This is a genomic window from Thermostichus sp. OS-CIW-32, assembly GCF_054060415.1.
Genome location: NZ_JBSSDD010000003.1, coordinates 217,627 through 239,778 on the forward strand (window position 1 = coordinate 217,627; position 22,152 = coordinate 239,778).

Consider the following 22,152-nt stretch of genomic DNA (forward strand, 5'->3'; position numbering starts at 1 on the left):
GCAACCCGATACCTGTGACTGGGAAATTGGCAGCACAGGCATTCCCCAACGCCGGCAGTGGGCACTTCCGCGAGGATTGCTAAACTTAGGCTCGGAGTGGTGTGAAAAAGCTGCAACCCATGCCCAAAAGCAGTTCTGGTCGTGTTCGAGATAAAGCAAAATCCAGAGGAAGCGCACGCCAAAGCTAAGGTTATGTCTTGGCTCGGTGGTCGCCTCAGCAGCAGGGAGTCCAAACTGCTGCGGTGGGGCAATACGGCCTACTGGGAGGCGGCTGGGCTGATGTTGCTAGGGATCCTGCTGATCGTTTATCGCTGGCGGGGCACCCTGCTGATGTTGATCAATCCCGGCTACGTGAATGTGGCGCTGTTGGCCGGGCTGTGTCTGTTGGGCTTGGGGATTGGCCGTTGGCGAGGAGCCAAAGTTGCCTCTTCTGAAGTCCATGCCTCACTATTGGGGCCGCGGCTGGGCGCAGGACTGTTGATCCTGACGGCCCTGCTGGGGTTTTGGGTCGAGCCACGCCCGCTCTCCAGCCAAACTGCCCTCAACCGAGGGGTATCTCCCTATCTGGGGGTATCTCGTAGCCAGCCGCAGGCTTTTCGCCCCAAGCTCGACCCCCGTCAGCGTACTCTGCTGGACTGGGTGCGCACCTTGGATGTTTACCCGGATCCCTACACCTATGAGAACCAGCCGGTGCGGGTGCAGGGGTTCGTCATTCCCGACGAGCGACCCGACCACTTTGTTATTGCCCGGTTTTTGGTTAGCTGCTGTGCTGCCGATGCTTACCCTGTGGGCTTGCCGGTGCGCTGGCCAGAGGCAGAGCAGTTAACTGCCGACAGTTGGCTGCGTCTGGAGGGGCGCATGGCCGTGGAGCAGCGGGATGGCCAATCTCAGTTGGTAATCGCTGCCGAGCAGGTGGAGCCGATACCGGTGCCGCCAAACCCCTATGCCGACGAATAAGAGCAGGCGCTTAGATATCGGTTTAGATATCGGTTTCGCTCAGCTTAGCGCTCAGGTAATCGAAGGGCTCGGCCACAAAGCTGTAGTCTTCGCCGGAGCCAAGCAGCTCCAGGGTGCGGGTTTTCATGTTTTGAATGCCAATCACCGTCGGGGCGATGGGCACACCGAGGGAGTTGTAGGTCTCCCGTAAGCCGGCCAAGACTCGCTCATCCAAAATGCTGTTGTCGGCAGCCACCAGCGCGTAGGAAGCGTAGCGCAAGAAGTAGTCCATATCCCGCAAACAGGTGGCATAGCGGCGGGTGGTGTAGGCGTTGCCTCCCGGACGAATGAGATCTGGCACCTGGGCGAACATGGCCGCAGCAGCCGTTTTGACGATATCCACTGAGTTGAGATTGATCACGTTCACGGCCTTGATGCGCCGCAGCCCCGAGTCATAAAAAGCCTTGAGCGCATCCATTGCCTCCCGATCCAAGTAGCGGCCCGTCAGGTCGTAGGTTTTGATCAGTGTGGTTACGGCATCCCGCATATCCCCAGCTCCATTCTTGTGACTTTATTTTGTAAAGTAGCTTGAGATGAAAAAATGAGAAGAGATTTTGCCGGACAACATCCAAAGGTCAACCTTGGAAAATCGAGCCAGAGCCCGGCAACGGCGACGCTTCAGGCTCCCCTTCGCCCTCAGAAGTTTAGCATGCAGGGGTTTCTTTCCCACTTCCCTCTGAGACAATGGCCAATGTTGTTACGAAAATGTAACCTTTCTGCAACACTCTAGGGATCCGGCGACAACACCCGCAGCGGCTTGAGCTGACCTGCCTGACCGTACCCCAAGCCCAAAAACTTGCCCGCCTCGTCCAGCACCCGCAAAGTAGGGGCATCGACAACAGGCCGGTCGAGGGGAATGGCCTGACCCTGCAGCCACTGCTTCGCTTCGGCGGAAGAGAGCTGTACCGCACCCCAATCGGCAAATCCCCACTCGATGGGCAGCAGGGCAGCAGCGGGATCCCCGGATCCCTGCCATTTCTCCAGGGGCAGGCTTTCTGCGATGCGAAAGGGGCCACTTTGCAGCCGTCGCAGCCGGCTCATCAGCCCTCCACAGCCCAATCTTTCCCCCACATCGCGGGCAAGGGCACGAATGTAGGTGCCGGGGCCACAGGCAACTTCCAGATCCACTTCCGGAAAGTCTCCGGCTCGCCAGCCCAGGACCCGCAGTTGCCGAATGACCACCCGTCGCGGCTCCAACTGGAGTTCCGCAGCCTCCACGCCGGCACGGGCCAACTGGTAGAGCTTTTTCCCCTGGCGCTTAAGGGCGCTGTAGAGGGGCGGCACCTGCCAGATCTCGCCGGTAAACTCCCGCAAGCACTGCTCTACCTGCTCGCGACTCAACCCAGGACAAGGGGATCCCACCCGGATCTGCCCTTCGGCATCGTCGGTGTCGCTGCGCTGTCCCAATCGGAAGGTTGCTTGATACACCTTATCCCCCGACAAAAACGACAAAAAGCGTGTCGCTCGCCCCACCGCAATCGGCAAAACCCCCGTTGCCGCCGGATCCAAGGTGCCCCCATGCCCCACCTTGCGGGTGCGCAAGACCCGCCGCACCACTGCCACACAGTCGTGGGAGGTGAGCCCCGCCGGCTTGTCCAGGTTGAGAAAGCCCTCCAGGGATCCCATGCCAGGCATAATATGCATCAACAGTTAAGATTTGTAACTGAGCTGCCCCAGCGCTTAACATGGGGTTAACTTCCGTCTCCAAGTTTGAAGCACCTATGGCTCAGTCTGACCTGTTCTTTCAGCCTATCTGGCAACGCCTCCTGATGATTGCCCCCTTTTTCCTGTGGGGCTCGGCGATGGTGGTGATGCGAGATGCCCTCTCCGAGACCACCCCCCTCTTCATTGCCATTCTGCGGTTGTTGCCGGCAGGGATCCTGGTTCTGGCCTTTCGGCTCTGGCAGGGGCGGGGTTCTGCGTCTCACGCCTGGCATCCCAGAGGGCTGCGCGGCTGGCTATGGGTGTTGGCGTTTGCGCTGGTGGACGGCACTTGTTTTCAGGGATTTTTGGCCCAAGGGCTGAAAGAGACAGGGGCGGGCCTGGGATCCGTGCTCATTGACTCGCAGCCGCTGGCGGTGGCTCTGATGGCCACCTGGTTTTACCGCGAGCGGATGGGATCCCTAGGCTGGCTGAGCCTGGGGCTGGGAGTTTTCGGCATTGGCCTCATCGGCCTATCCGGCGAGGGATCCCTGCAGTTGGGGGCCGGCGTCGTTTGGATGTTGATGGCCTCCCTGTCGATGGCCATCGGCACCGTGATGATGCCCAAGGTGGCGGAGGTAGCGGATCCGGTGCTGGCGACGGGCTGGCACATGGTGTTGGGCAGCCTGCCCTTGATCCTGCTGTCGGGACTGACGGAGACTCAGCAATGGCAACACCTGAGCGGAACCCACTGGCTGGGCCTCCTCTACGCTTCGGTGATGGGGAGCGCCTTGGCCTATGCCCTCTTCTTCTATTTCGCCTCCCAGGAAAACCTCACCGAGTTCAGTTCCCTGACCTTCCTCACCCCCATCTTTGCCCTGCTGTTTGGCAGCACCTTTCTGGGGGAATCGCTGACGCGGCTGCAATGGCTGGGAGTGGGCATCACTCTGGTCTGTGTGTACTTGATTAACCACCGGCAAGAATGGCAGGAGCGCCTCCACCTGGGCTGGAAAGGGATCCTCTCAGAGCTGGGTTTAGACTGGCTGGTGAGCGCCTTGAGCACCGTCGAGATCCGCGATGGCAACCCCGACTGATCAAAGCTTGGGCAGGGATCCCTTAGGGGGGCAAGAACCCCATGGCCTCTCTCACCCTTTGTAGCGTTTGCTCGGCGATGGCCCGGGCCTTAGCGGCATTCTCCCGAATCAGAACGAGCAGGTGGTCGGGGTTGCTCCACAGTTCCCGGTAGCGCTGCTGAATGGGCTCCAGGGCAGCGATGATGCTGTCGGCGAGGAGGGGCTTGAACTGCCCCCACCCCATCTCGGCACACTCAGCCGCCACCACCTCCTTGCTTTTGCCGGAGGTGAGCATGTAAATCGTCAACAAATTGTGGGCTTCGGGACGAGCCGGATCGTCAAAAGTAATGCCCCGAATGGGGTCGGTCTTGCATTTTTGGATCTTCTTGCGGATGGTATCTGGGTCATCCAGCAGATGGATACGGCTGAAATCCGAGGGATCCGACTTGGACATCTTGCGCGTACCATCGGTCAAGCTCATTACCCGCGCCCCCTCCGGACGAATCAGGGCCTCTGGGATCAGAAACACCTCTCCAAAACGGTCATTGAAGCGGCGAGCGATGTCCCGACACAGCTCAATATGCTGCCGCTGATCCTCCCCCACTGGCACATACTTGGGTTGGTAGAGCAAAATATCCGCCGCCTGCAAAATCGGGTAGCTGAACAAGCCAACGCTGGTCTCCTCTCCCTGTTTTTCTTTCTTCTCCTTGTATTGGATCATGCGCTCCGCCCAGTTCATGGGGGTGATGGTGTTGAACAGCCAGGCCAGCTCCGTATGGGCAGGCACGTGGGACTGGACGAATAGCACGCAATGCTCCAGGCTGAGACCGCAGGCCAAATAAAGGGCAAACAGCGAACGGGTTCGCTCCCTCAGCAGCTTAGGATCCTGAGGGACGGTGATGGCGTGTTGATCGACGATGCAAAAAAAGTTCTCGTAGTGCTCCTGCTCGGCCACCCAGTTTTTAATTGCCCCCAAGTAGTTGCCCAAATGCAGTTCGCCAGAGGGCTGAATGCCAGAAAGGGTGCGCGGCTTGGCCATAGGGAAAGCAGATCTCAAACGCCAACAAGACGGAGGACAAGAGCAAGGAAAGTCTTTTTCAGGATATCAAGAGAGGCGCAACCCGTTGGTTCATGATGGAAAAAAGACGCCCAACCCCACACCATGTCAGACTCTGAACCCGAACTGTTGCGTGCTGCCAACCACTATGTGCTGCTGATACCGGGCTTGCCGGAGCAATTTCTCAGCCCTGAGGAATTGCAGGAGTTTCTCGTGCGGCTGTTGCAGGAGCATCCCCACCTGGTGGATGCAGATCTGGCCCGCTATCCCACCCCTCAAGCGCAGGCACAGCGGCTGATCGACACCGCCTGTGAGATCGAAGTTTCCCCCGGCGAAACCGTGCAGTGGCATCCTGTGCGCCTGAGCAAGCGCTCCTCGACACGGTCTTAACAGGCTCGGAAGTTCCTTGGCCAAGCCGTTCGCAGCCTCGTTGCAGCAGCGTTGCAGTTCCCCTGCCGTAGCCTGAGACAGAGCCCTCATGGAGTTGTGTTTCGGATCCCGCCTTGGGCGTGATACAACGCAAGAAAGAAATCCTGAGTTCTAAGTTCTAAAAGAGGTCAGCCATGCCGCGCAGCATGAAGAACGACAACTTCATTGACAAAACCTTTACCGTCATGGCCGATCTGATCCTGAAGCTGCTGCCAGGGGTGAGTTCTGAGCAAAAGAAAGCCTTTGCCTACTACCGGGATGGCATGGCCGCTCAGAGCGAAGGAGAATATGCCGAGGCCCTAGAAAACTACAGAGAAGCCCTTGCCCTGGAGCAAGGGGAAGAAGACCGCAGCTACATCCTCTACAACATGGGCCTGATCTACCAGAGCAACGGCGAACTGGACAAGGCTCTGGAGTACTATCACCAAGCTCTGGAGTTGAACCCAAGACTTTGCTCTGCTCTGAACAACATTGCCGTGCTGCTGCACCACAAGGGCGAGCTGAGCCTGCAAGCCGGGGATGAGGAAACAGCAGAGTCCCTGTTCGACGAGGCTGCCCAGTACTGGGTTCGGGCCATTCGCATTGCCCCCAACAACTACATCGAGGCCCAAAACTGGCTGAAAACCACCGGGCGCGCCAACCTGGAGGTGTACTGAGCTTTCCTGCAGAAGGACTCCGTTCCGTTAACGCGAACGGTTGATCTCGGCTACCCTGGGCTAAGTCAAGTCGATAATCTGGGAGCCGGAGGAGAGGATGCTGAAACGGGAAGAAGTCCAACATGTTGCTCACTTGGCTCGTCTGGAGCTAACCGAAGAGGAGGAGATCCAGTTCACAGAGCAGCTAACAGACATCTTGGCCTACGTGGAGCAACTGAAGGAGCTGGACACGGAGGGGGTAGAGCCCACCTTTCACGTCCTGGACATGGAACTGCCCACCCGCCCCGATGAAGTCGAGCCCTACCCGGATATCGAAGGGATCCTGGCCAACGCCCCTGACCGGGCAGACATGTTCTTCAAGGTGCCCCGCATTTTGGAAGGGGAAGACTGACATGGGTCGGCAGGGATTCGAACCCTGGGCCAATCGGTTAAAAGCCGAGTGCTCTACCGCTGAGCTACCGACCCAAGTTTGCAGCTTCGTCATATTAGCAAAGCTTCTGTCACATTCGCAAAGGTTCTGGCCGTATCCCCAAAAATCTTGCTATGCTGGACTCAAGTCAACCCTGGGGCTGTAACGGTTTCGACGGGGTGGCGAACATGGGTTCATGAGGCAGGTCGGGATTGAGCTTATCCCGTTACCACCAGGCTCAAAAAAGTACGTGCGAACAACGTCGTACCCTTTGCTCGTAAAGCAGCTGCTTTGGCTGCCTAAGGCTCAGTAACCGAAAACTTACTCTGAGCTCGAGGATCTGCTCACGACCCCGTTAAGTGGGCGGATCACAACCCCAACGGGTGCAGCTCTCTACTCTGGCTCCGTCGAGGGAGAGACTAAGATTAGGCGGAGAACTCCCATCGCCGGGATCCAAACGGCGATCCCCGCCTCGAGGGTCAAAGAGGCTAAACCTGTGAATGAGTGATCCCTCAGTACCCATCTCGGACACGGGTTCGACTCCCGTCAGCTCCATCTCCCAGCAGTTAACTACGAGCCAAAAACTGCCAGCTTTCAGCCATGCCCTAGGAGCAGATCCTGCTCAGTTTCTAAAGGTTTTACGGAGCGTGGGCGAGTTTGATGACAAGGTGCCGGTTTTTGTCCACCGCAACCCAGCCCTGCTGACGAAAGCGGTTTAGGAGACGGGTAATGGTGACCCGGGTAGTGCCGATGGCATTGGCCAAGTCCTGGTGGGTAAGGCGCACTTGCAGGCGCACCCCTGTTGCAACCGGGGATCCCAGCTCCACAGCCAAAAGGGAGAGCAACTGGCGCAGCCGATCCTCTACCCGCCGCCGTCCGGCCAAGGCAAGCAATGCTTCGGTTTGGCGCAGCCGACGCACCACCTGCTTGAGCAGCCCTTGACTCAGGATCTCTGAGGCTTCCACCTCTGCTGCCGGCAGCCGCAGCACATCAACTGCCGTCAAAGCCTTAGCTTGGTAGGGATCCAGCATCGTCAGAGGGGATCCCAGGGGCATGGAGGGGCCGGCAAACCCCAACAACGCCTCACCGCCATTGGGATAGAGGGTGGTCAACTGTACCACGCCCCGACAGACGATCACCCATTCATCAGGAAACAGAGGGATAACCTGGCCGGGAGTGTAGGGGGATAAACTGCGGCTTCGGTAGAGGTCTTCTAGCAGCTGGCGCTCCCGTGTGGACAGGCCGGCAGCAAAATGGCTAGGCATCGCTTCAGGCATAGGCTGGCTCCGCTAGGGAAACTGGGCGCACCGGTCGTTGGGCTCCCTTCTGCAAACCAACAGCAATGGGCTGGCCGTCAATGCTGAGGTGGGGGCGAGAGATAAGTGTTCCCGACAACACCTTAGCGCTTGCCTTCCAGCCTGAGGTAAAGGCAAAGTTATGCACAGGTTAAGTGTGGCTGCCTCGAGAGAAGAGACAAAAGGAGAACCCGGCAAAGCTGCAGGGATCCGGATCCGGTAGGATCGGAAGCAGGGTGCTCCGCACCGCCGACGCGAAAGTGTTCAAGCCCTCAGGAGATCTGTCGTGACGCTGATGGTTCGTGTGATTACCCCCGACCGCACGGTTTGGGATGCCCCCAGCGAGGAAGTGATCCTCCCTGCCACTTCGGGCCAATTGGGCATTCTCACTGGGCACGCCCCCCTCTTGACCGCCATCGGCAATGGCGTTATGCGGGTCAAAGCCGATGGAAAGTGGTTGGCCATTGCGGTCATGGGCGGATTTGCAGAAGTCGAAAATAACGAGGTAACCGTCCTGGTCAACCGAGCAGAGCGGGGTGAAAAAGTGGATAAGGCAGCGGCTCAGGCCCTCTTGGACGAAGCAAGCAAAGTTTTGAATACCAGCAGCGACAAGCAAGAGCGCTTGCAAGCCAAGTTGGATCAACAGCGAGCCAGGGCCTTGATCCAAGCTGCCGAGATGGGCAGCAAGACTGGAAGCTGACCCTGTCCCGGCGCGGGATCTGCAGATGGAGCTCAAGCTGCAGGAGAGATGGAGGGGCTGAGGCGCAGCCAGGGGGCCATTTTCGATCTTTGGGGATTGGCTTTGTTAGCTAGACCGGCGGGAAGCCCCGCCTTCTGTTAGTGACTAGTGGCTGGTCACTATCCACTCACCACTATCCAGGGTGAGGGTCGGGATAAAAGGCGAGGACACGATGCTTCGTCCTTACTGGTGCTATGACCGGCGTAGCAGGATTTTATACCCTCATCATGAGAACTGCTTACCAGTATCGCTTACGCCCTACTTCTAGCCAAGTTGCTCTGATGGACCAATGGCTAGACTTGTTACGCAAGCAGTACAACTACCGCTTGGCAGAGCGCTTTGCGTGGTGGGAACACAATCGCTGTGATAGCAATGCTTGTCCCTTAATCTGTCACTTGCCTGAGCTGAAAGACAAGCCCGATTTCTACTCCCAGAAACGGGACTTGGTGAGCACGAAAGCCCTGTTTCCGGAGTACAGAGCAGTCCATTCGCAAGTCCTGCAAAACTGCATAGAGCGAGTGCACAAAGCATTCGACCGGTGGCTGAAGGGGGACGGTAACGGCAAGCGGGCAGGGAAACCCAGATTTAAGGGAGCTGGGCGGTATCGCTCCTTCAGTTTCCCCCCGATGCAACAGGACTGCATTTGCGGGCAGTTTATCCATCTGCCCAAAATCGGTGCTGTTCGGATAATTCAGCACCGTCCTTTGCCTGACGGTTTTGTCATCAAGACTGCTACCATCACCCACAAGGCAGACGGGTGGTATGTGACCTTGAGCCTGCAAGATTCGTCCGTCCCTGAGTTTACTCCTGAGTCTGCAACGCTGGAAAACACTACAGGGATCGACGTGGGACTGGACTCCTTTTTGGTGACCGATGCGGGGGAGTCTGTTCCAGTTCCCCAGTACTATCGCAAGGCAGAGCTCAGGCTCAAGAGGTTGCAGCGAGCCTTGTCTCGCGAGAAGAAAGGGTCAAACCGCCTATGGCTAGTGACTAGTGGATAGTGACCAGTAGATAGTGAATAGTGACTATCCACTAACCACTATCTCAGCGCAAAGATTTTCATGACAAAACAGCGAACTGGCTGGTAAGCAAGGGCAAGCATATTGGGTACGAAGCCCTGAATATCAAAGGTGTTGCTAGAACCCGACTAGCAAAATCTACCTATGATGCTGGTTGGGGACAATTTCTGCGAATTCTGGCAGTCAAGGCTGAAAGAGCTGGGCTGAGGGCGATTGCAGTGAATCCCAACGGCAGCAGTCAAAACTGCTCTCGGTGCGGTCAAAGAGTACCGAAAGCGGTTCAAGACAGGTGGCATTCTTGTTCCCATTGTGGGCTAGAACTAGAGCGCGACCACCATGCGGCCATCCACATCAAGCACAGGGCGGTGGGGCATCCCGTTCTTTTCGCGTCAGCGGGACGTAGTCCTCAAGCGCAGGAAACGTCCTTTTCGCGTTAGCGGCGCGGAGCGCTTTGCGTCAGCATGAGTGCGGGAGTATGTCACAACAGCTCAAGTTGGAATAGAACTGTTTCGTCGCGGTATCCATAGCACCCCTCTCCTTTTGGAAGAAGGGCTGGGAGTGAGGGAGAAAGGCTCAAGTCAAAGGCTGCCAATGGCCCGTTTCAGTTGTACCAGGGCGCGATTGTAGGCGATTACAGCATTGGAAAGGTTGCCACGGGCAGTGGTGAGGGCAGCTTCAGCATTGATCACCTCCGTTTGGGTGCCCACCCCCGCTTGCAGGCGCAGCCGGGCCAAGCGCAGGCTCTCTTCTGCTGAGGCAATTGCCACTTTGGCCGAGTCGATCTGTTCGCGGCTGGAGCTGAGGGTCAGGAAGGCTTCTTCCACCCCCCGCTGGATTTCATTGCGGGTGCCGACGAAGTTGCTCACGGCCACCTGTCCATCGATCTGGGCTTGGCGGGCTTGGGCAGCCGCTTCTCCTCCATCGAACCAAGTCAAGCTGAAATTGGCTCCCACCGAATAGCCAACATCAAAACTGTTGCGGCTGGCGTTGAAATCGTTAACGGCATCGAGGCTGGCGAATAAGCCAATTCGGGGGCCATTGCGGGCTTGTGCCAGGCGCAGGCGGCTTTGGGCCTGCTCCAATTCTCGGCGCCGGCGCTCCAATTCCTGTCGTTGGGCAAAGGCAGCAATGATGGTCTCTTCCAGGCTGAGATCCCACTCCCCCATCGGCTCAATGCGGTCGCTGGCCAACACGTCGGTGGGGCTGGGGAAATTCAGCAGTTCGGCCAGGCGGCGGCGATTCAGTTGTTGGGTGTTTTGAGCCGCCAGCAAGGTTTGTCGATTGTTGGCCAATTCCGTCTCTGCCTGGAGAATCTCAAAGCGGGTACCCAGCCCGGCCCGTTCTCGGGCTTGAGCATCCCGCAGGGTGGCTTCGGAACTTTCGACGGCAGCTTGGCTGATGGCAACCCTGGCGTCCGCGCTTTGCAGATCGTAGTAGGCATTGGCCACAGCTTGTTTGACCGTCTGCAGCGTTTGCTCCAGCTGCAGTTGGGCGATGCGCAGCGCTTCTTGGGCCAGCTTCAGGTTTTGCTCCCTAAGGCCACTGTCAAAGGCGGTATACTCCACCCGCACCACACTGGCCGAGAGGGTGTGGGATTCGCGCCTTGGCCCACCACCAGGAGAGGGAGCCTCACTGTACTGGTAGTTGGCACGGCTGGAGAGGGTGGGAGCAAAGGCAGCTTGAGCTAGAGCTACCCCGGCCTCGGCCCGCTCGACAGTCAGTCTGGCCTGCTGCACAGCCGGGTTCTGGGCAACGGCGATCTCCAGAGCTTCTTCCAAAGACAAGCCCTCCCTTCGCTCGATGCGCACCTGCAAGGGGGATTGGGGCACCACCAATTCTTCAGCCGTCAAAGCCCCCTTTAGAGTCAGGTCAGCCGCAGGGGTGGAGTCAGCAGGGTTGGAGGGAATCGATAGGGTGGGGGGGGGTGGGGGGGTGAGGATTTCGCGGCTGTTGGGCAGAGCAAAGGCAGCAGAGCTGGGAGATTCCGGCTGAGCAAGAGCAGGGACAACCCAGAGCAGGCTCAACAGTAGGCCACAGGGAGCAGAACAGGCAAGGCACAACTGGGATCCCGCCGAGTTTGTCTGCCGTTGAGGAAGTTGAAGCGGATCCCTGGCTCCATTTTGCATCGCCATCGTGCGGTCATTCTCAACATCACCCCTAGCAGTATCGCAAAATGAAGGACAAAGATAAGACGGTTTTCCGCAGGCTCGCTGGCTGCCCTGTTCGGGCCAGTGGAAGCGAGTCCTCGCATTTGCCCCTGCAACGATGAGGCCGACCTGCGTCTGCCAGGAGCTCCGAGCACGGGCGGGACTCCTCTACACTCAGCAGAGACGCTTGGATTGAGACCGAGTCGATTTAGATTTAGACTCAGTTTAGAATGGTGGGGCCATCTGTCCGTGATGGCGGGGGTGGGTGTTGTGGGCGATGAAAGGGGGCAAGGTGGCAGACTCTCAGAGCACGCCCAAGCAAGGGGAGACCTTTTCCGGTCGGGATCGGGCCTCGCGGCCGAAAAAAAGTAAGCCAAGCCCTTCTGCCCAGTCTGGGGATTTGGGAACCTCAGAAGCAAGAGCGCGGCCAAAACAGGCCGATAGCACTCCGCGCCGTGCGGAGCAGCAGGAGATTTTACAAGATCACCCTTCTGGCTTGAACCCGCCCAAAAATCTCTCTATACTGCAGGGAACTTTATCATTTGCTCCCGCTTCTTCATCTCTCCTTCAATCTATGCGTGCTCCCTCTTCAGGTGACTCGGATCCCATCCTTTCAGAGACTCATGCGGGCTGTTCAGCATCCGAACCGGATCCCAGCACGGAGCGCCATTTGGCCCTGAGGCAGCAACAGCCCTTGGAGAGCCGTCTGCTCAAAGCCGAAGCCGAGCTCCAAGAGCGGCGAGTTCTTCAGGAACAACTGCAGGCTTTGCACCAGAAGGTGGCCGAACAAGAGAAGGCGCTGCAGGAGCGGGAGCATCTCTTGCAACAGTTGCAGCAGACTTTGGCGGCTCAGAAAGTCCAGATCTCGGATCAGGAAGCTCAGCTTGCTGCTCGGCAACGCTTAAATGAACGGCAGCGGCAGGATATCGAGGCCCTGCAGGAGCAGATTGAGCAGCTACGCTTGGCCCACGCTCAGGAGCGCCGTCAATGGGAACAGCGCCAGCAGGAGCTGCAGGCCTCTCTGCTGGAAGCCCAGGATGTGGCGGAAAAGCGGGTGGAAATGCTGCAACGCTTTAAGGCAGAGCTTTCTCTGGCCCGCACTCAAATTGCCGAAACTCAGGCGGAGCTGAGCAGCCTGCGGGCTTTGTACAGCGACCAACAGGCAGCCTGGCAGGAGCAACGGGAACACCTCGAGGCCCGTTTGGCGGGCTATGCCGAGACGGAAGCCGAGGCCGAGCAGCGCTGGCGGGAACAACGGCAAGAGCTAGAAGCAGCCCTGGCCGAAGCCCAAGCTCAATTGGCGGCTTTGCAAGCTCAGCAGGAGCATCTGCGCCAGGGATCCCTGGCGCAGCAACAGCTTCAACAGCAGTGGCAGGCCCAGGCCGAAGCGCTGCAAGTGGCCCTCTCTCAAGCCCAGGCGGAAGTTACCCGTTGGCAGCAAGAGCACCGCCATCTGCAGGAACAGTACGCCCAAGCCCAGCAGCATCTCTCCGCCATGGAGCGGCAGTTGCAGGCTGCCTTGGAGCAGTTGGCCGCCCAACCCGACTGGCAGCCACAGTTGCGCTCTGCGCAGGCAACCATTCTCCATCTGCAAGAAGAAATTGCAACCTTGTCCACGCAACTGGAGAAGCAAGCAGAGCAGATCAAAGCCCTGCAAGGGGAGCGTGCTGCCCTGTGGGAAGAAAACCGCTCTCTCCGAGAAAAATACGAGCAGCAGCAGATGCATGTGCTGAGCTTGAAGGCGGCTTTGGAACACAAAGGCTTGGATGTCCCACCTCGGGCCGATACCTCCAGCGCCCTCACGCGAACAGAGTCCCTTGGCCAGGCTCTGTCTCCAACCCCTGCTGCCAAGCCTACAATTCAGCCCCTGGCCCAACCTCTACCGTCTCGGGCAAGCAAGCGGGCGGTCGATCTGCCGAGGTTTCTGCCCCGTCCGTGAGGGATCCCGTGTTGCAGCCTGTTCCTCCCCGCTGGCTGGAAGTGTGGGTGGATCATCCCCATTTGGGGGGTTGCTTTACCTATCGTGTGCCAGAGGGATCCGCGCCAGAAGCGGGCGACCTTCTCAGCGTGCCCTTTGGTCGGCAAATGGCGGGGGCGGTGGCCTTGGGTTGGCGCTCCGAGCTGCCGGCAGGGGTGGATCCGCAGTCGGTGCGGGAGATCGAGGCGGTGGTGGCCAAAGGGATCCTGCCCAAAGAATTCTGGCCCCTGCTGCAGCGGGTGGCCGACTATTACCTCACCCCTCTGGCCCAGGTGGTGCGCACGGTATTGCCCCCCGGCTTGCTCAGCCGTTCTCAGCGGCGTGTCCGCTTGCTCAGGCTCCCTGCCGAAGGGGAGGAATGTTCGCCGGCTGCCCAAACCCTGCTGCAGCTGCTTCAGGCCAAAGGGGGAGAGCTGTCTTGGCGCTATGTGCAACAGCAGGTGCCCACTGCCGCCCTCGCCCTGCGGGAACTGCAGCGACGGGGTTGGGTGGAGAGCTTTTGGCAGGAGCAACAGGGGGGCAGGGTGAAAACCCAGCTGGCCGCCAGTCTGGCCGCCAGTCTGGCCGACGACTCCCCAGAGGGGCTGAGCCTCCCTCAGCAGAAGGCGCTGCAGATCCTCAAGCAGAAGGGGGGAGAGCTGCTGCTCGCCGAGTGGGAGCGCCTGGCAGGAGTGAGCCGAGCGGTTCTGCAGGGGTTGGCCCGCAAAGGCCGTGTCCACCTCTACGAGCGCCCACTGCTGCGGCTGGGAGATGCCAGCCTGCCGGGGTGGCGGGATCCGCCCAGGCCCTTGACGGCCGCCCAGGCCCAGGCGGTAGAGGCGATCCGGCAAGCTTTGGGCCGGTTCCAGCGGTTTTTACTGCACGGGGTCACCGGTTCTGGGAAAACGGAAGTGTACCTGCAGGTGATCGCCCAGGTGCTGCAGCAAGGACGGTCGGCGCTGGTGCTGGTGCCCGAGATCGGCCTTACCCCGCAACTGATGGATCGGTTTCGGGCGCGGCTGGGATCCCAGGTGTGGGCCTACCACAGCGGCCTCTCGGAAGGCGAGCGCTACGACACCTGGCGGCAGATGCTGTCCTCCACCCCCCAAGTGGTGATCGGCACCCGCTCGGCGGTGTTTGCCCCCTTGTCCAAGCTGGGCCTGATCGTCTTGGACGAAGAGCACGACGACAGCTTCAAGCAGGATCAGCCCCAGCCCTGCTACCACGCCCGTCAGGTGGCCGAGTGGCGGGCCGAGCTGGCCGGTTGTCCCCTGGTCCTGGGCAGTGCAACCCCAGCGGTGGAAACCTATGCCGCCCATCTGCAGGATCCGCAGCGGTGGATCCGGCTGGCCCTGCCGCAGCGCATCCCCCAAGCTGGGATCCCGGCCACCCTGCCCCAACTGGAGCTGGTGGACATGCGCCAGGAGCTCCAAGCCGGCAACCGCAGCATCCTCAGCCGCCGTCTACACCAGGCCCTGCAGCAGACGCTGGACAGAGGGGAACAGGCCATTCTCTTTGTCCCCCGCCGCGGCCACAGCACCTTCGTCTTGTGCCGGAGCTGCGGGTTTGTCCTCACCTGCGAGCATTGTGATGTTTCTCTCACCTTTCATCTGGCCCATCTCGGCGGGCAGGAACTGCGCTGCCACTACTGCGGCGCCCGCCAACCCCATCCGCAGCGCTGCCCCGCCTGTGGATCCCCCTACCTGAAGCACTTCGGCACCGGCACCCAAAAAGTGGTGGAAGTGCTGCACCAGCATTGGCCCCAGCTCTCGATTTTGCGCTACGACAGCGACGCCACCCGCCGCAAGGGATCCCATCGCGATTTGCTGGAGCAGTTTCGCAGCGGCAAGGCCCAGGTGCTGGTGGGCACGCAAATGCTCACCAAAGGGCTGGACATACCCCAGGTAACCTTGGTGGGCGTGATGGCCGCCGATGGGCTGTTGCACCAAGCCGACTATCGCGCCGGCGAGCGCAGCTTTCAACTGCTCACCCAGGTGGCAGGGCGCTCGGGCCGGGGATCCCTGCCAGGACAGGCGATTATCCAGACCTATCTGCCGGAGCACCCGATTTTGAGGGCGGTACTGGCCCAAGATTACGAGGGCTTCTTGCAGGCAGAACTGCAACAACGGCGAGAGGGGGGCTATCCTCCCCACCGAGCTTTGATTTTGATCCGCTTGAGCAGCACCCGCCTGGAAGCCCTGGAGCGCTACTGCCATCGGGTGGCCGAACGCCTACAGGGGATCCCGGCAGAGGTGTTGGGGCCGGGGCCGGCCCAGGTGGAGCGGGTTGCCGGACGCTACCGCTGGCAGATCCTGCTGAAGCAACTGCCCGACCAAGATTGGGATCGCCCGAAGCTGGCTGCGCAGATCCAGGCCGCAATTGGCCATCCCCCCCAAGGGATCCGCGTCAGCCTGGATGTGGATCCCCTGCGGATTCTCTAGGGGCGGTCGGCGAAAGCAGAGAGCCCAGAGATCTAGAGAGATCTTGAGGTAGTCTAGTTTCGGGGCCACCCGTATCCAACTCAACTCTGGCAAAGCATGGCTGAAAACCGGACTGGCGCGTTTATTGGTGGGCTGTTGCTGGGAACTGCTGTGGGCACCGCCATTGGCCTGCTCTTGGCTCCCCGCAGCGGACGGGAGACGCGGCGACTGCTGAAGAAATCGGCAGAGGCCCTGCCAGAGGTGGCAGAAGATGTGACCAGCAGTCTGCAATATCAATCGGAAAAGTTGTTCGACGCTGCTCAACGCAGTTTGGATGAGGCTCTGCTGCGGCTGCAGCAGGCAGTGGCGGTGGGCAAAGAAGCCATGTTGCAGAAGCGAAGGGAGCTGCTCCAAGCCCAGAACTCGCGTCCCTTTGGCGGGGAAGAAGCTGACCTAGAAGCTCGGGATGGGGAGGAGGCGGCGGGATGAACGACCCGGTCTTTTGGCTCGGCCTCTCGGTAGGCCTGGTAGCAGTGGGCATTTTGGCAGTGATCCTGACCCTACTACCTGCCGTCATTCAACTGGGTCGAGCTGCCCAGAGCGTGGAGCGCTTTTTCGACACGCTGCTGCGGGAATTGCCGCCCACGCTGGAGGCCCTGCGCCTGACCAGCCTGGAAGTGAGCGAGATTGCCGACAGCCTCGACGAAGGGGTGAAAGGGGCTGGGCAAGTGGTGAAGCAGGTCAACCGCTCCATCGAAGGAGCACGCACCCAAGCGCAGGGCGCCCAAGTCAATATCCGCAGCTTTTGGGCAGGGGTACGGGCAGCCTGGCAGACGCTGTCCGGCGAAGTGCCCCCCACCACTGGCGCGATTCACAACCCGCGGCTGCGCCCATCCGACCCATCCAACCGTTCTTTCTCCGCTGCTTCATCAACACTTCCCCTGGGAGGTGACCGCCCTTTTGCCGGCGGAGCCACACCAGAGGGATCCCAAGCCGCTGCCCAATCTTCCCGACCGGACATCGCCAATCCCTAGGCGTTCCTCAGGATCTTCTGAAAGACAGGCGTAGGAGGCTGGGGCTCTTGCCCGGGGGGAAGCTGGCCCCAAGTCGCATCGGGATCCCAGCGCAGTTGCAGGGTGTCGGCGAGGGAGAACCCCAGCTGCTGCAGGATCTTGAGGCTGAGAGCGGGAATGAGGGGGGAGAGCAGGACTGCCACCCAGCGCACACTTTCCAAAACGGCGTAGAGAATCTGGGCCACCCGTTCGTTTTGCCCTTGCTTGTGCAGCGTCCAAGGAGCCTGCTCATCAAGGTATTTGTTGCTGGCCTGGGCTAAGCTGAGGGCTTTGCGGGCAGCAGAGCTGGGATCCAGCCGCTCGTAGGCCGCGGCCACCAGAGGGGCAAGGGTCTCGGCCAGGGTTTTGAGGGGGTGATCTGCAGGGATCCCGACGGCGGGAACGCGGTAGTCGGATTGATATTTCTTGAGCATGGTGAGGGTGCGGTTGAGCAAGTTGCCCAGGTCGTTGGCCAGATCGGCGTTGAGCACGTCAACGAAGCGGCCCTCGCTGAAATCGCCATCCTTGCCCAGCTCGATTTCCGTCAGAAAGTAGTAGCGCACGGCATCGGCGCCGTACTGGCGCACCAGCTCAAAGGGATCCACTGTGTTCCCCAGGCTTTTGCTCATCTTGAGGCCATCCTTGGTGAGAAAGCCGTGGCCAAACACCTGCTTGGGCAGGGGCAGACCTGCGGACATGAGCATGGCCGGCCAGTAAATGGCGTGGAAGCGGACAATATCCTTGCCCACCAGGTGGACATCCGCAGGCCAGTAGCGGCGTAGGGCATTTGCCAAGGTGGGCTCGTCGTCAGGATCCAGAGCGGCACTGATGTAGTTGATCAGGGCGTCAAACCAGACGTAGAGGGTTTGGCCGGGATCCGCCGGAAAAGGGATCCCCCAGGAGACACTAGGGCGAGAAATGGAAAAATCCCGCAGGCCCTGCTTGACAAAGTTAATCACCTCATTGCGGCGGCTTTCTGGTTGGATAAACTCCGGCTGCTCGGCATAGAGGGCTTCCAGCTTTTCCTGGTAGCGGGAGAGGCGAAAAAAGTAGTTTTCTTCATCTTTCCACTCCACTTTCTTGGTGGGGTGCAGAGGGCAAAACCCACCTTCTAGCAGCTCCGCCTCGTCTTTAAACTCTTCGCAGGCAACGCAGTACCACCCCTGCTGCCGCCCAACGAAAATATCCCCCTGATCCCAAACCCGCTGAAAAAACTCCCGCACAATGGCTTTGTGGCGAGGGTTGGTGGTGCGGATAAAGCGGTCGTAGCGGATGTCTAGCAACTGCCAAAGCTGGGCAAACTGAGCCGCAATCTCGTCACAGTGCTGCTGAGGGGGAATGCCGCGCTCTTCGGCGGTGCGCTGGATCTTCTGGCCGTGCTCGTCAGTTCCCGTCACCATCAGCACATCCTTGCCCCGCAGGCGGTGGTAACGGGCGATGGCATCCGCCACTAGGGTGGTGTAGGCGCTGCCAATATGGGGGGCAGCGTTGACGTAGTAGATGGGGGTGGTGATGACAAAGGTGGAATCCGGCATGAGCATCCGCAAGGCTTTCTCCCATGATAGAGGTTGCCGGAAAGTCCAAAAGGCCAAGCCAGAGCGTGGGTGTGGAGAGGTCATTCGATGAAACTTCAGGTCAACCTTCTGGGGTGGAGCGGTGTGGCGTTGGGAGTAGGGATCCTCGGGGCGGGAGCGGGCCTGGCCCAACCCTCGACGGCGCCCCTGCCGGAAACCCGGATCCCCTGTGAGATTTTCATCGCCGGGGGTGGGCTGGGGGGGGTGGCGGCGGCCTATGACGCGCTGCAACTGGGCCGGCAGGTGTGCATGACGGAGATCACCGATTGGATCGGGGGGCAGGTGAGCGCCCAGGGAGTCTCCGCTTTGGACGAGCGACCCCTGCAACGAGAAAATGACATCTTCCCCAAAGGCTACAGCGAGTTTCGCCGGCGGGTACGGGAAAAATACGGCGGGGATCCCAATCCGGGCAAATGCTGGGTGAGCGTGCTCTGCTTTTCCCCTCAGGTGGGCCACCAGGTGATTCGGGAGATGTTGGATCCCTATCTGCAGTCGGGGCAGTTGCGGCTATTCACCGAGACGGTAGTGAAGGATTTGGAGATCAAAGACTCTCAGATCCGCAGCGTGCAGGCCATCCGCAACATCCCCAAACACGCCGGCGTCCAGCCAGAGAATCGAGGGGATCTCTCCAGCTACTTTCTCGATTTTTATCGTCTAGAACCCACCGAGGACTGGGACAAGGAGATCCTGCGCTTTGAGCCGCCGCCAGAACGCCAAGGCAAAACCCTGCCCTGGGTGGTGATCGACGCTACTGAAACCGGCGAGCTGCTGCCCTTGGCGCGGGTGCCCTACCGCCTGGGAACCGATGGCCAAAGCCGCTGGGAACCCAGCTCCAAGCCCTACGTGGATCCCTACTGTACCCAGGGCTTCACCTACACCTTTGTCATGGAGCGCTTCCCCGTGCCGCAGGTGCCGGTCAAGCCGGAGTTCTACAACGATCCCCTGCACGGCCCCTACTACAGTTACGAACACCCTCGCTTCAACTTTGCGCTGATCTTCACCTACCGCCGCATCCGGGGGCAGATGTTCGGCTTTGGGGAAGAGGCCATCCAGGTGGGGGATCAGTCAATGCAAAACTGGACTTGGGGCAACGACTGGCGCATCACAGGGCCGGAGATGAACCTCATCCTTACCCACGAGCAGTTGCAGGCCTCAGGCCAACTGCAGCCGGGCGGCTGGATGGGGGGCCTGCGGGTGGAAGCCCTGCGGCGAGCTGAGCAGCATGCTAAGGGCTTTTTCTACTGGCTGGTGGCGGGAAGGACGGATTTTCTCCTGCAACAGGAGGATCCCAACTTTCAAAAAGACTTCTACTTGCGCTATGCCTACCTACGGGGGCCCAATACCCCCATGGGAACTGCCAGCGGCCTCTCCAAGTACCCTTATATCCGCGAGTCGCGGCGCATCATTGGTCGGCCCAGCCTCTCCTACCCAGAAGGATTTACCATCTACGAGTCGGACATCACCACACGGGAATCGGAGCTAAACCGCGGGCGGCCCTTCATCTTCTACGACTCGGTGGGGGTGGGCCAGTACCCCATCGACTTTCACGATTGCCTGCTGCCGGGTTTTTCCCTGCCTCCCAGCAACAATAAAGACTCGCAAGCGCCCAGCTACCCCTACCAGATTCCCCTGCGGGCTCTGATCCCCCAGCGCATTGACAATCTGCTAGCCGGCAACAAAAATATCGCCACCAGCCGCATTGCCAGTGCCTCCTACCGGGTGCATCCGGTGGAATGGGCCATTGGCACCGCCGCCGGTCACACGGCCCACTTTGCCCTAGAACGGGATCTGATCCCGGCGGAGATCGTGGAGGAGCCGCTTTTGGATTTGCGGCTGTTGCCAGCTCTCCAGGCCCAAATCCAGAGCTTGGGCAACCCCATTCAATTTCCTGGCACCACCATTACCGCCACCGATTGGGCCCAATCCCGCTAGCCTAGAAAGGCAGGGTTGGGAGTTGACCGGTGGATCCCGTTGGGGTTGGACTTGTGGGCTGGGAGATGCTTCGCCCCTCTTTATGGGCCGCCACGGCTCTGTGGGGCTTAGGGCTAATGTGGGGGTTTTCGCCGCTGCATCAAAAGCTGCAGGAGAGCTGGGAAAAGCAATTGCTATGGGATCCCAGTGGAGCTTTGGCTTCCTTGCTAAGCACCCTTCCCTTTTTGCTGGCAGCAGGCTTGGTGGTAGCCCTGACGGAGATCTCCTTGGGCAAAAGCTGGGCCGTCTCCTGCGGCCTGATCGCCTGCGTCGGCGGAGGCCTCTATGAACTGGGCCGGCGGGACAATGCCAGGTAACTCAAGCGCTCCGTGTTGTTAACGCAACTACCCCCAGTCTCCTCCCCTAGGGAGCGGATAAGCAACGCCAAGTTAGAGCGGCTTCAAGCGATGACCCCCCTCCAAGAAGCAGCAGAAGCAGCGGCCAAGCTGCTGGTATTCCGGGACATCTGCACCCACCCCCTAGCCCTAGCCTGGCAGGAGCTAATCCAGCAGTTGATGAGTGGGGATCCCCTGCCGTGCTGGAGGGCCTACGGGCGCTGGTTTGAGCAGTTGGCCCGGCAGGGCCTGAGCTGGCGGCAATGGCTGATCCGGGAGATCCGCTGGGCCGATAACCCCTTTGCCCGTGCAGCGCTGCAGCCCCAAGGGATCCCAGAGCCTCTTATGCAGGCTGCCCGCCACGACCTGCGCTGTCTGCAAACCCTAGCGGACAGTCAGGAGACCATTGCCGAGCAGATGCAGGCGTTGGGGTTGGGGATCCCCTGGCCCGATGGGGAAACCGATAGCGCTGGCTGGGATCCCCGCTCTTTTGCCGATTGGGGCCAGAGCTTGGAGACCTTAATTGCCCACTACCGCCAAAGGGGGGTGGGGCTCTGTGGTCGCTACTGGGCCTTTCGCTGGGGGCCAGCAGGGCTAGAAGGGATCCCTGCTCCCGATCTGCCTGACTGGGAGGAGATTTACGGCTACGAACGGCAGAAACAGCAGTTGGCGGCCAACACCGAAGCCCTGCTGCGGGGGGATCCGGCTTTGCATGTGTTGCTCTACGGGGCGCGGGGCACCGGCAAGTCTTCCCTGGTGAAGGCCTTGTTGCGCCGCTACGGCCTGCAGGGGCTGCGCCTATTGGAGCTGAGGCGAACAGACTTGATTCAGTTGCCGGAAATTTTGGCAGAGCTGCGGGCGCAGGTGTTGCCTTTCATCTTGTTTGTGGACGATCTCTCCTTTGAGGCAGAGGAAACCGAGTTCAAGCAGCTCAAGGTGCTCCTGGAGGGGGATCTCGTTGCGCCGCCCCCCAACGTGCGCCTTTATGCCACCAGCAACCGCCGCCATCTCATCCGCGAGTTTTTTGGCGACCGTCCCAATCCCCAAGATCAAGAAGTCCACGCCTGGGATACGGTCCAGGAAAAGCTGTCGCTGCGGGATCGCTTCGGCCTCACCCTCACCTTCACCCCCTTCACCCAGGGAGATTACCTGGCAACCGTAGAACACTTGGCCCAGCGGCTGGGTTTCACCCAATCTCTGGATGCCCTGCGCCGCCAGGCCTTAATCTGGGCCCAACAGCAAAACGGCTTTTCCGGTCGCACTGCCCGCCAGTTCTTGGATGCCGTTCGGGCAGGGCTGGTGAAAGGCAACGATGGACTTCCGAGCTAGAGGTGGTGACTATTCCAAACTCCAAAAAAGACAGAAGTTGCTGAGCTACACTC

Annotated in this window: 19 protein-coding genes, 1 tRNA gene, 1 other RNA gene and 1 pseudogene; 15 read left to right on the forward strand and 7 right to left on the reverse strand. The window is 59.9% G+C overall.

Translation table 11 applies throughout. The features are described from left to right. The first annotated feature begins 192 nt into the window (after positions 1–192). The gene (locus ACVWY8_RS06030; protein ID WP_457393524.1) at positions 193–957 is read left to right on the forward strand and encodes a TIGR03943 family putative permease subunit; all 765 of its coding nucleotides are present in this window, start codon (positions 193–195) and stop codon (positions 955–957) included. Between the two features lie 22 nt (positions 958–979). Here the strand turns inward: ACVWY8_RS06030 and apcB are convergent, their stop codons facing one another. Both apcB and truB read right to left on the reverse strand, forming a co-directional pair. Further along, positions 980–1,483: an allophycocyanin subunit beta gene (gene apcB, locus ACVWY8_RS06035; protein WP_011433791.1), complete on the reverse strand. Its 504-nt coding sequence runs from the start codon at positions 1,481–1,483 to the stop codon at positions 980–982. 239 nt (positions 1,484–1,722) lie between these two features. Beyond that, positions 1,723–2,622 (reverse strand): tRNA pseudouridine(55) synthase TruB, encoded by a 900-nt coding sequence (gene truB, locus ACVWY8_RS06040; protein WP_457393560.1) that lies wholly within the window; start codon positions 2,620–2,622, stop codon positions 1,723–1,725. Positions 2,623–2,717: 95 nt separating this feature from the next. Here truB and ACVWY8_RS06045 point away from each other — a divergent pair, with 95 nt between their 5' ends. After that, the gene (locus ACVWY8_RS06045) at positions 2,718–3,731 is read left to right on the forward strand and encodes a DMT family transporter (protein ID WP_457393526.1); all 1,014 of its coding nucleotides are present in this window, start codon (positions 2,718–2,720) and stop codon (positions 3,729–3,731) included. 22 nt (positions 3,732–3,753) lie between these two features. Here ACVWY8_RS06045 and trpS read toward each other — a convergent pair whose 3' ends face one another. Continuing rightward, complete coding sequence (gene trpS, locus ACVWY8_RS06050) at positions 3,754–4,749, reverse strand: tryptophan--tRNA ligase (protein WP_414331708.1); 996 nt, start codon at positions 4,747–4,749, stop codon at positions 3,754–3,756. Between the two features lie 123 nt (positions 4,750–4,872). Between trpS and ACVWY8_RS06055 the strand changes: the two genes are divergently transcribed. The 3 genes from ACVWY8_RS06055 (at position 4,873) to gatC (ending at position 6,243) form a co-directional block, all read left to right on the forward strand. Then, positions 4,873–5,157 carry a chlororespiratory reduction protein 7 gene (locus tag ACVWY8_RS06055; RefSeq protein ID WP_414375195.1) on the forward strand — a complete coding sequence of 95 codons (285 nt, stop codon included), beginning with the start codon at positions 4,873–4,875 and terminating at the stop codon, positions 5,155–5,157. Positions 5,158–5,330: 173 nt separating this feature from the next. Beyond that, positions 5,331–5,852 (forward strand): photosystem I assembly protein Ycf3, encoded by a 522-nt coding sequence (locus ACVWY8_RS06060; RefSeq protein ID WP_457393527.1) that lies wholly within the window; start codon positions 5,331–5,333, stop codon positions 5,850–5,852. A gap of 97 nt (positions 5,853–5,949) precedes the next feature. Next, on the forward strand, positions 5,950–6,243 hold the full coding sequence (gene gatC / locus ACVWY8_RS06065; protein WP_011433797.1) for an Asp-tRNA(Asn)/Glu-tRNA(Gln) amidotransferase subunit GatC: 294 nt from the start codon (positions 5,950–5,952) through the stop codon (positions 6,241–6,243). Between the two features lie 2 nt (positions 6,244–6,245). Here the strand turns inward: gatC and ACVWY8_RS06070 are convergent. Then, positions 6,246–6,317, reverse strand: a tRNA-Lys gene (locus tag ACVWY8_RS06070). A 100-nt stretch (positions 6,318–6,417) separates the two neighbouring features. Between ACVWY8_RS06070 and ssrA the strand changes: the two genes are divergently transcribed. Further along, positions 6,418–6,819, forward strand: a transfer-messenger RNA (tmRNA) gene (gene ssrA, locus ACVWY8_RS06075). Between the two features lie 80 nt (positions 6,820–6,899). On the opposite strand, the gene ACVWY8_RS06080 is transcribed toward ssrA, so the two are convergent. Next, on the reverse strand, positions 6,900–7,538 hold the full coding sequence (locus ACVWY8_RS06080; protein WP_414342684.1) for a Crp/Fnr family transcriptional regulator: 639 nt from the start codon (positions 7,536–7,538) through the stop codon (positions 6,900–6,902). A gap of 304 nt (positions 7,539–7,842) precedes the next feature. Between ACVWY8_RS06080 and atpC the strand changes: the two genes are divergently transcribed. Together atpC and ACVWY8_RS06090 are read left to right on the forward strand one after the other, a co-directional pair. Beyond that, positions 7,843–8,256 carry an ATP synthase F1 subunit epsilon gene (gene atpC, locus ACVWY8_RS06085; RefSeq protein WP_011433800.1) on the forward strand — a complete coding sequence of 138 codons (414 nt, stop codon included), beginning with the start codon at positions 7,843–7,845 and terminating at the stop codon, positions 8,254–8,256. A gap of 266 nt (positions 8,257–8,522) precedes the next feature. Next, positions 8,523–9,751: pseudogene (locus tag ACVWY8_RS06090) on the forward strand (RNA-guided endonuclease InsQ/TnpB family protein). Between the two features lie 141 nt (positions 9,752–9,892). Here ACVWY8_RS06090 and ACVWY8_RS06095 read toward each other — a convergent pair. After that, positions 9,893–11,446, reverse strand: a complete 1,554-nt coding sequence (locus tag ACVWY8_RS06095) for a TolC family protein (protein ID WP_457396902.1) — start codon at positions 11,444–11,446, stop codon at positions 9,893–9,895. A 589-nt stretch (positions 11,447–12,035) separates the two neighbouring features. Here ACVWY8_RS06095 and ACVWY8_RS06100 point away from each other — a divergent pair. From ACVWY8_RS06100 to ACVWY8_RS06115, 4 genes are all read left to right on the forward strand, one after another. Continuing rightward, a complete protein-coding gene (locus ACVWY8_RS06100; RefSeq protein ID WP_457393531.1) occupies positions 12,036–13,400 on the forward strand; it encodes a hypothetical protein in 1,365 nt (454 codons plus the stop codon). 8 nt (positions 13,401–13,408) lie between these two features. After that, positions 13,409–15,859: a primosomal protein N' gene (priA, locus tag ACVWY8_RS06105; RefSeq protein WP_457396904.1), complete on the forward strand. Its 2,451-nt coding sequence runs from the start codon at positions 13,409–13,411 to the stop codon at positions 15,857–15,859. A 96-nt stretch (positions 15,860–15,955) separates the two neighbouring features. Next, positions 15,956–16,327 carry a YtxH domain-containing protein gene (locus ACVWY8_RS06110; protein ID WP_011433806.1) on the forward strand — a complete coding sequence of 124 codons (372 nt, stop codon included), beginning with the start codon at positions 15,956–15,958 and terminating at the stop codon, positions 16,325–16,327. Continuing rightward, positions 16,324–16,872, forward strand: a complete 549-nt coding sequence (locus tag ACVWY8_RS06115) for a hypothetical protein (RefSeq protein WP_011433807.1) — start codon at positions 16,324–16,326, stop codon at positions 16,870–16,872. The genes ACVWY8_RS06110 and ACVWY8_RS06115 overlap by 4 nt, the downstream gene beginning before the upstream one ends. Here the strand turns inward: ACVWY8_RS06115 and metG are convergent. Then, on the reverse strand, positions 16,869–18,425 hold the full coding sequence (metG, locus tag ACVWY8_RS06120) for a methionine--tRNA ligase (protein WP_457393562.1): 1,557 nt from the start codon (positions 18,423–18,425) through the stop codon (positions 16,869–16,871). The two genes, ACVWY8_RS06115 and metG, sit on opposite strands and share 4 nt — an antisense overlap. An 87-nt stretch (positions 18,426–18,512) precedes the next feature. On the opposite strand from metG, the gene ACVWY8_RS06125 reads away from it, so the two are divergent. The 3 genes from ACVWY8_RS06125 (at position 18,513) to ACVWY8_RS06135 (ending at position 22,099) form a co-directional block, all read left to right on the forward strand. Beyond that, complete coding sequence (locus ACVWY8_RS06125) at positions 18,513–20,396, forward strand: FAD-dependent oxidoreductase (protein WP_457393535.1); 1,884 nt, start codon at positions 18,513–18,515, stop codon at positions 20,394–20,396. A gap of 65 nt (positions 20,397–20,461) precedes the next feature. Beyond that, positions 20,462–20,752, forward strand: coding sequence for a hypothetical protein (locus ACVWY8_RS06130; protein WP_011433810.1), 291 nt, complete (start codon positions 20,462–20,464; stop codon positions 20,750–20,752). Positions 20,753–20,842: 90 nt separating this feature from the next. Beyond that, positions 20,843–22,099, forward strand: coding sequence for an ATP-binding protein (locus tag ACVWY8_RS06135; RefSeq protein ID WP_457393536.1), 1,257 nt, complete (start codon positions 20,843–20,845; stop codon positions 22,097–22,099). Positions 22,100–22,152: the final 53 nt, after the last annotated feature.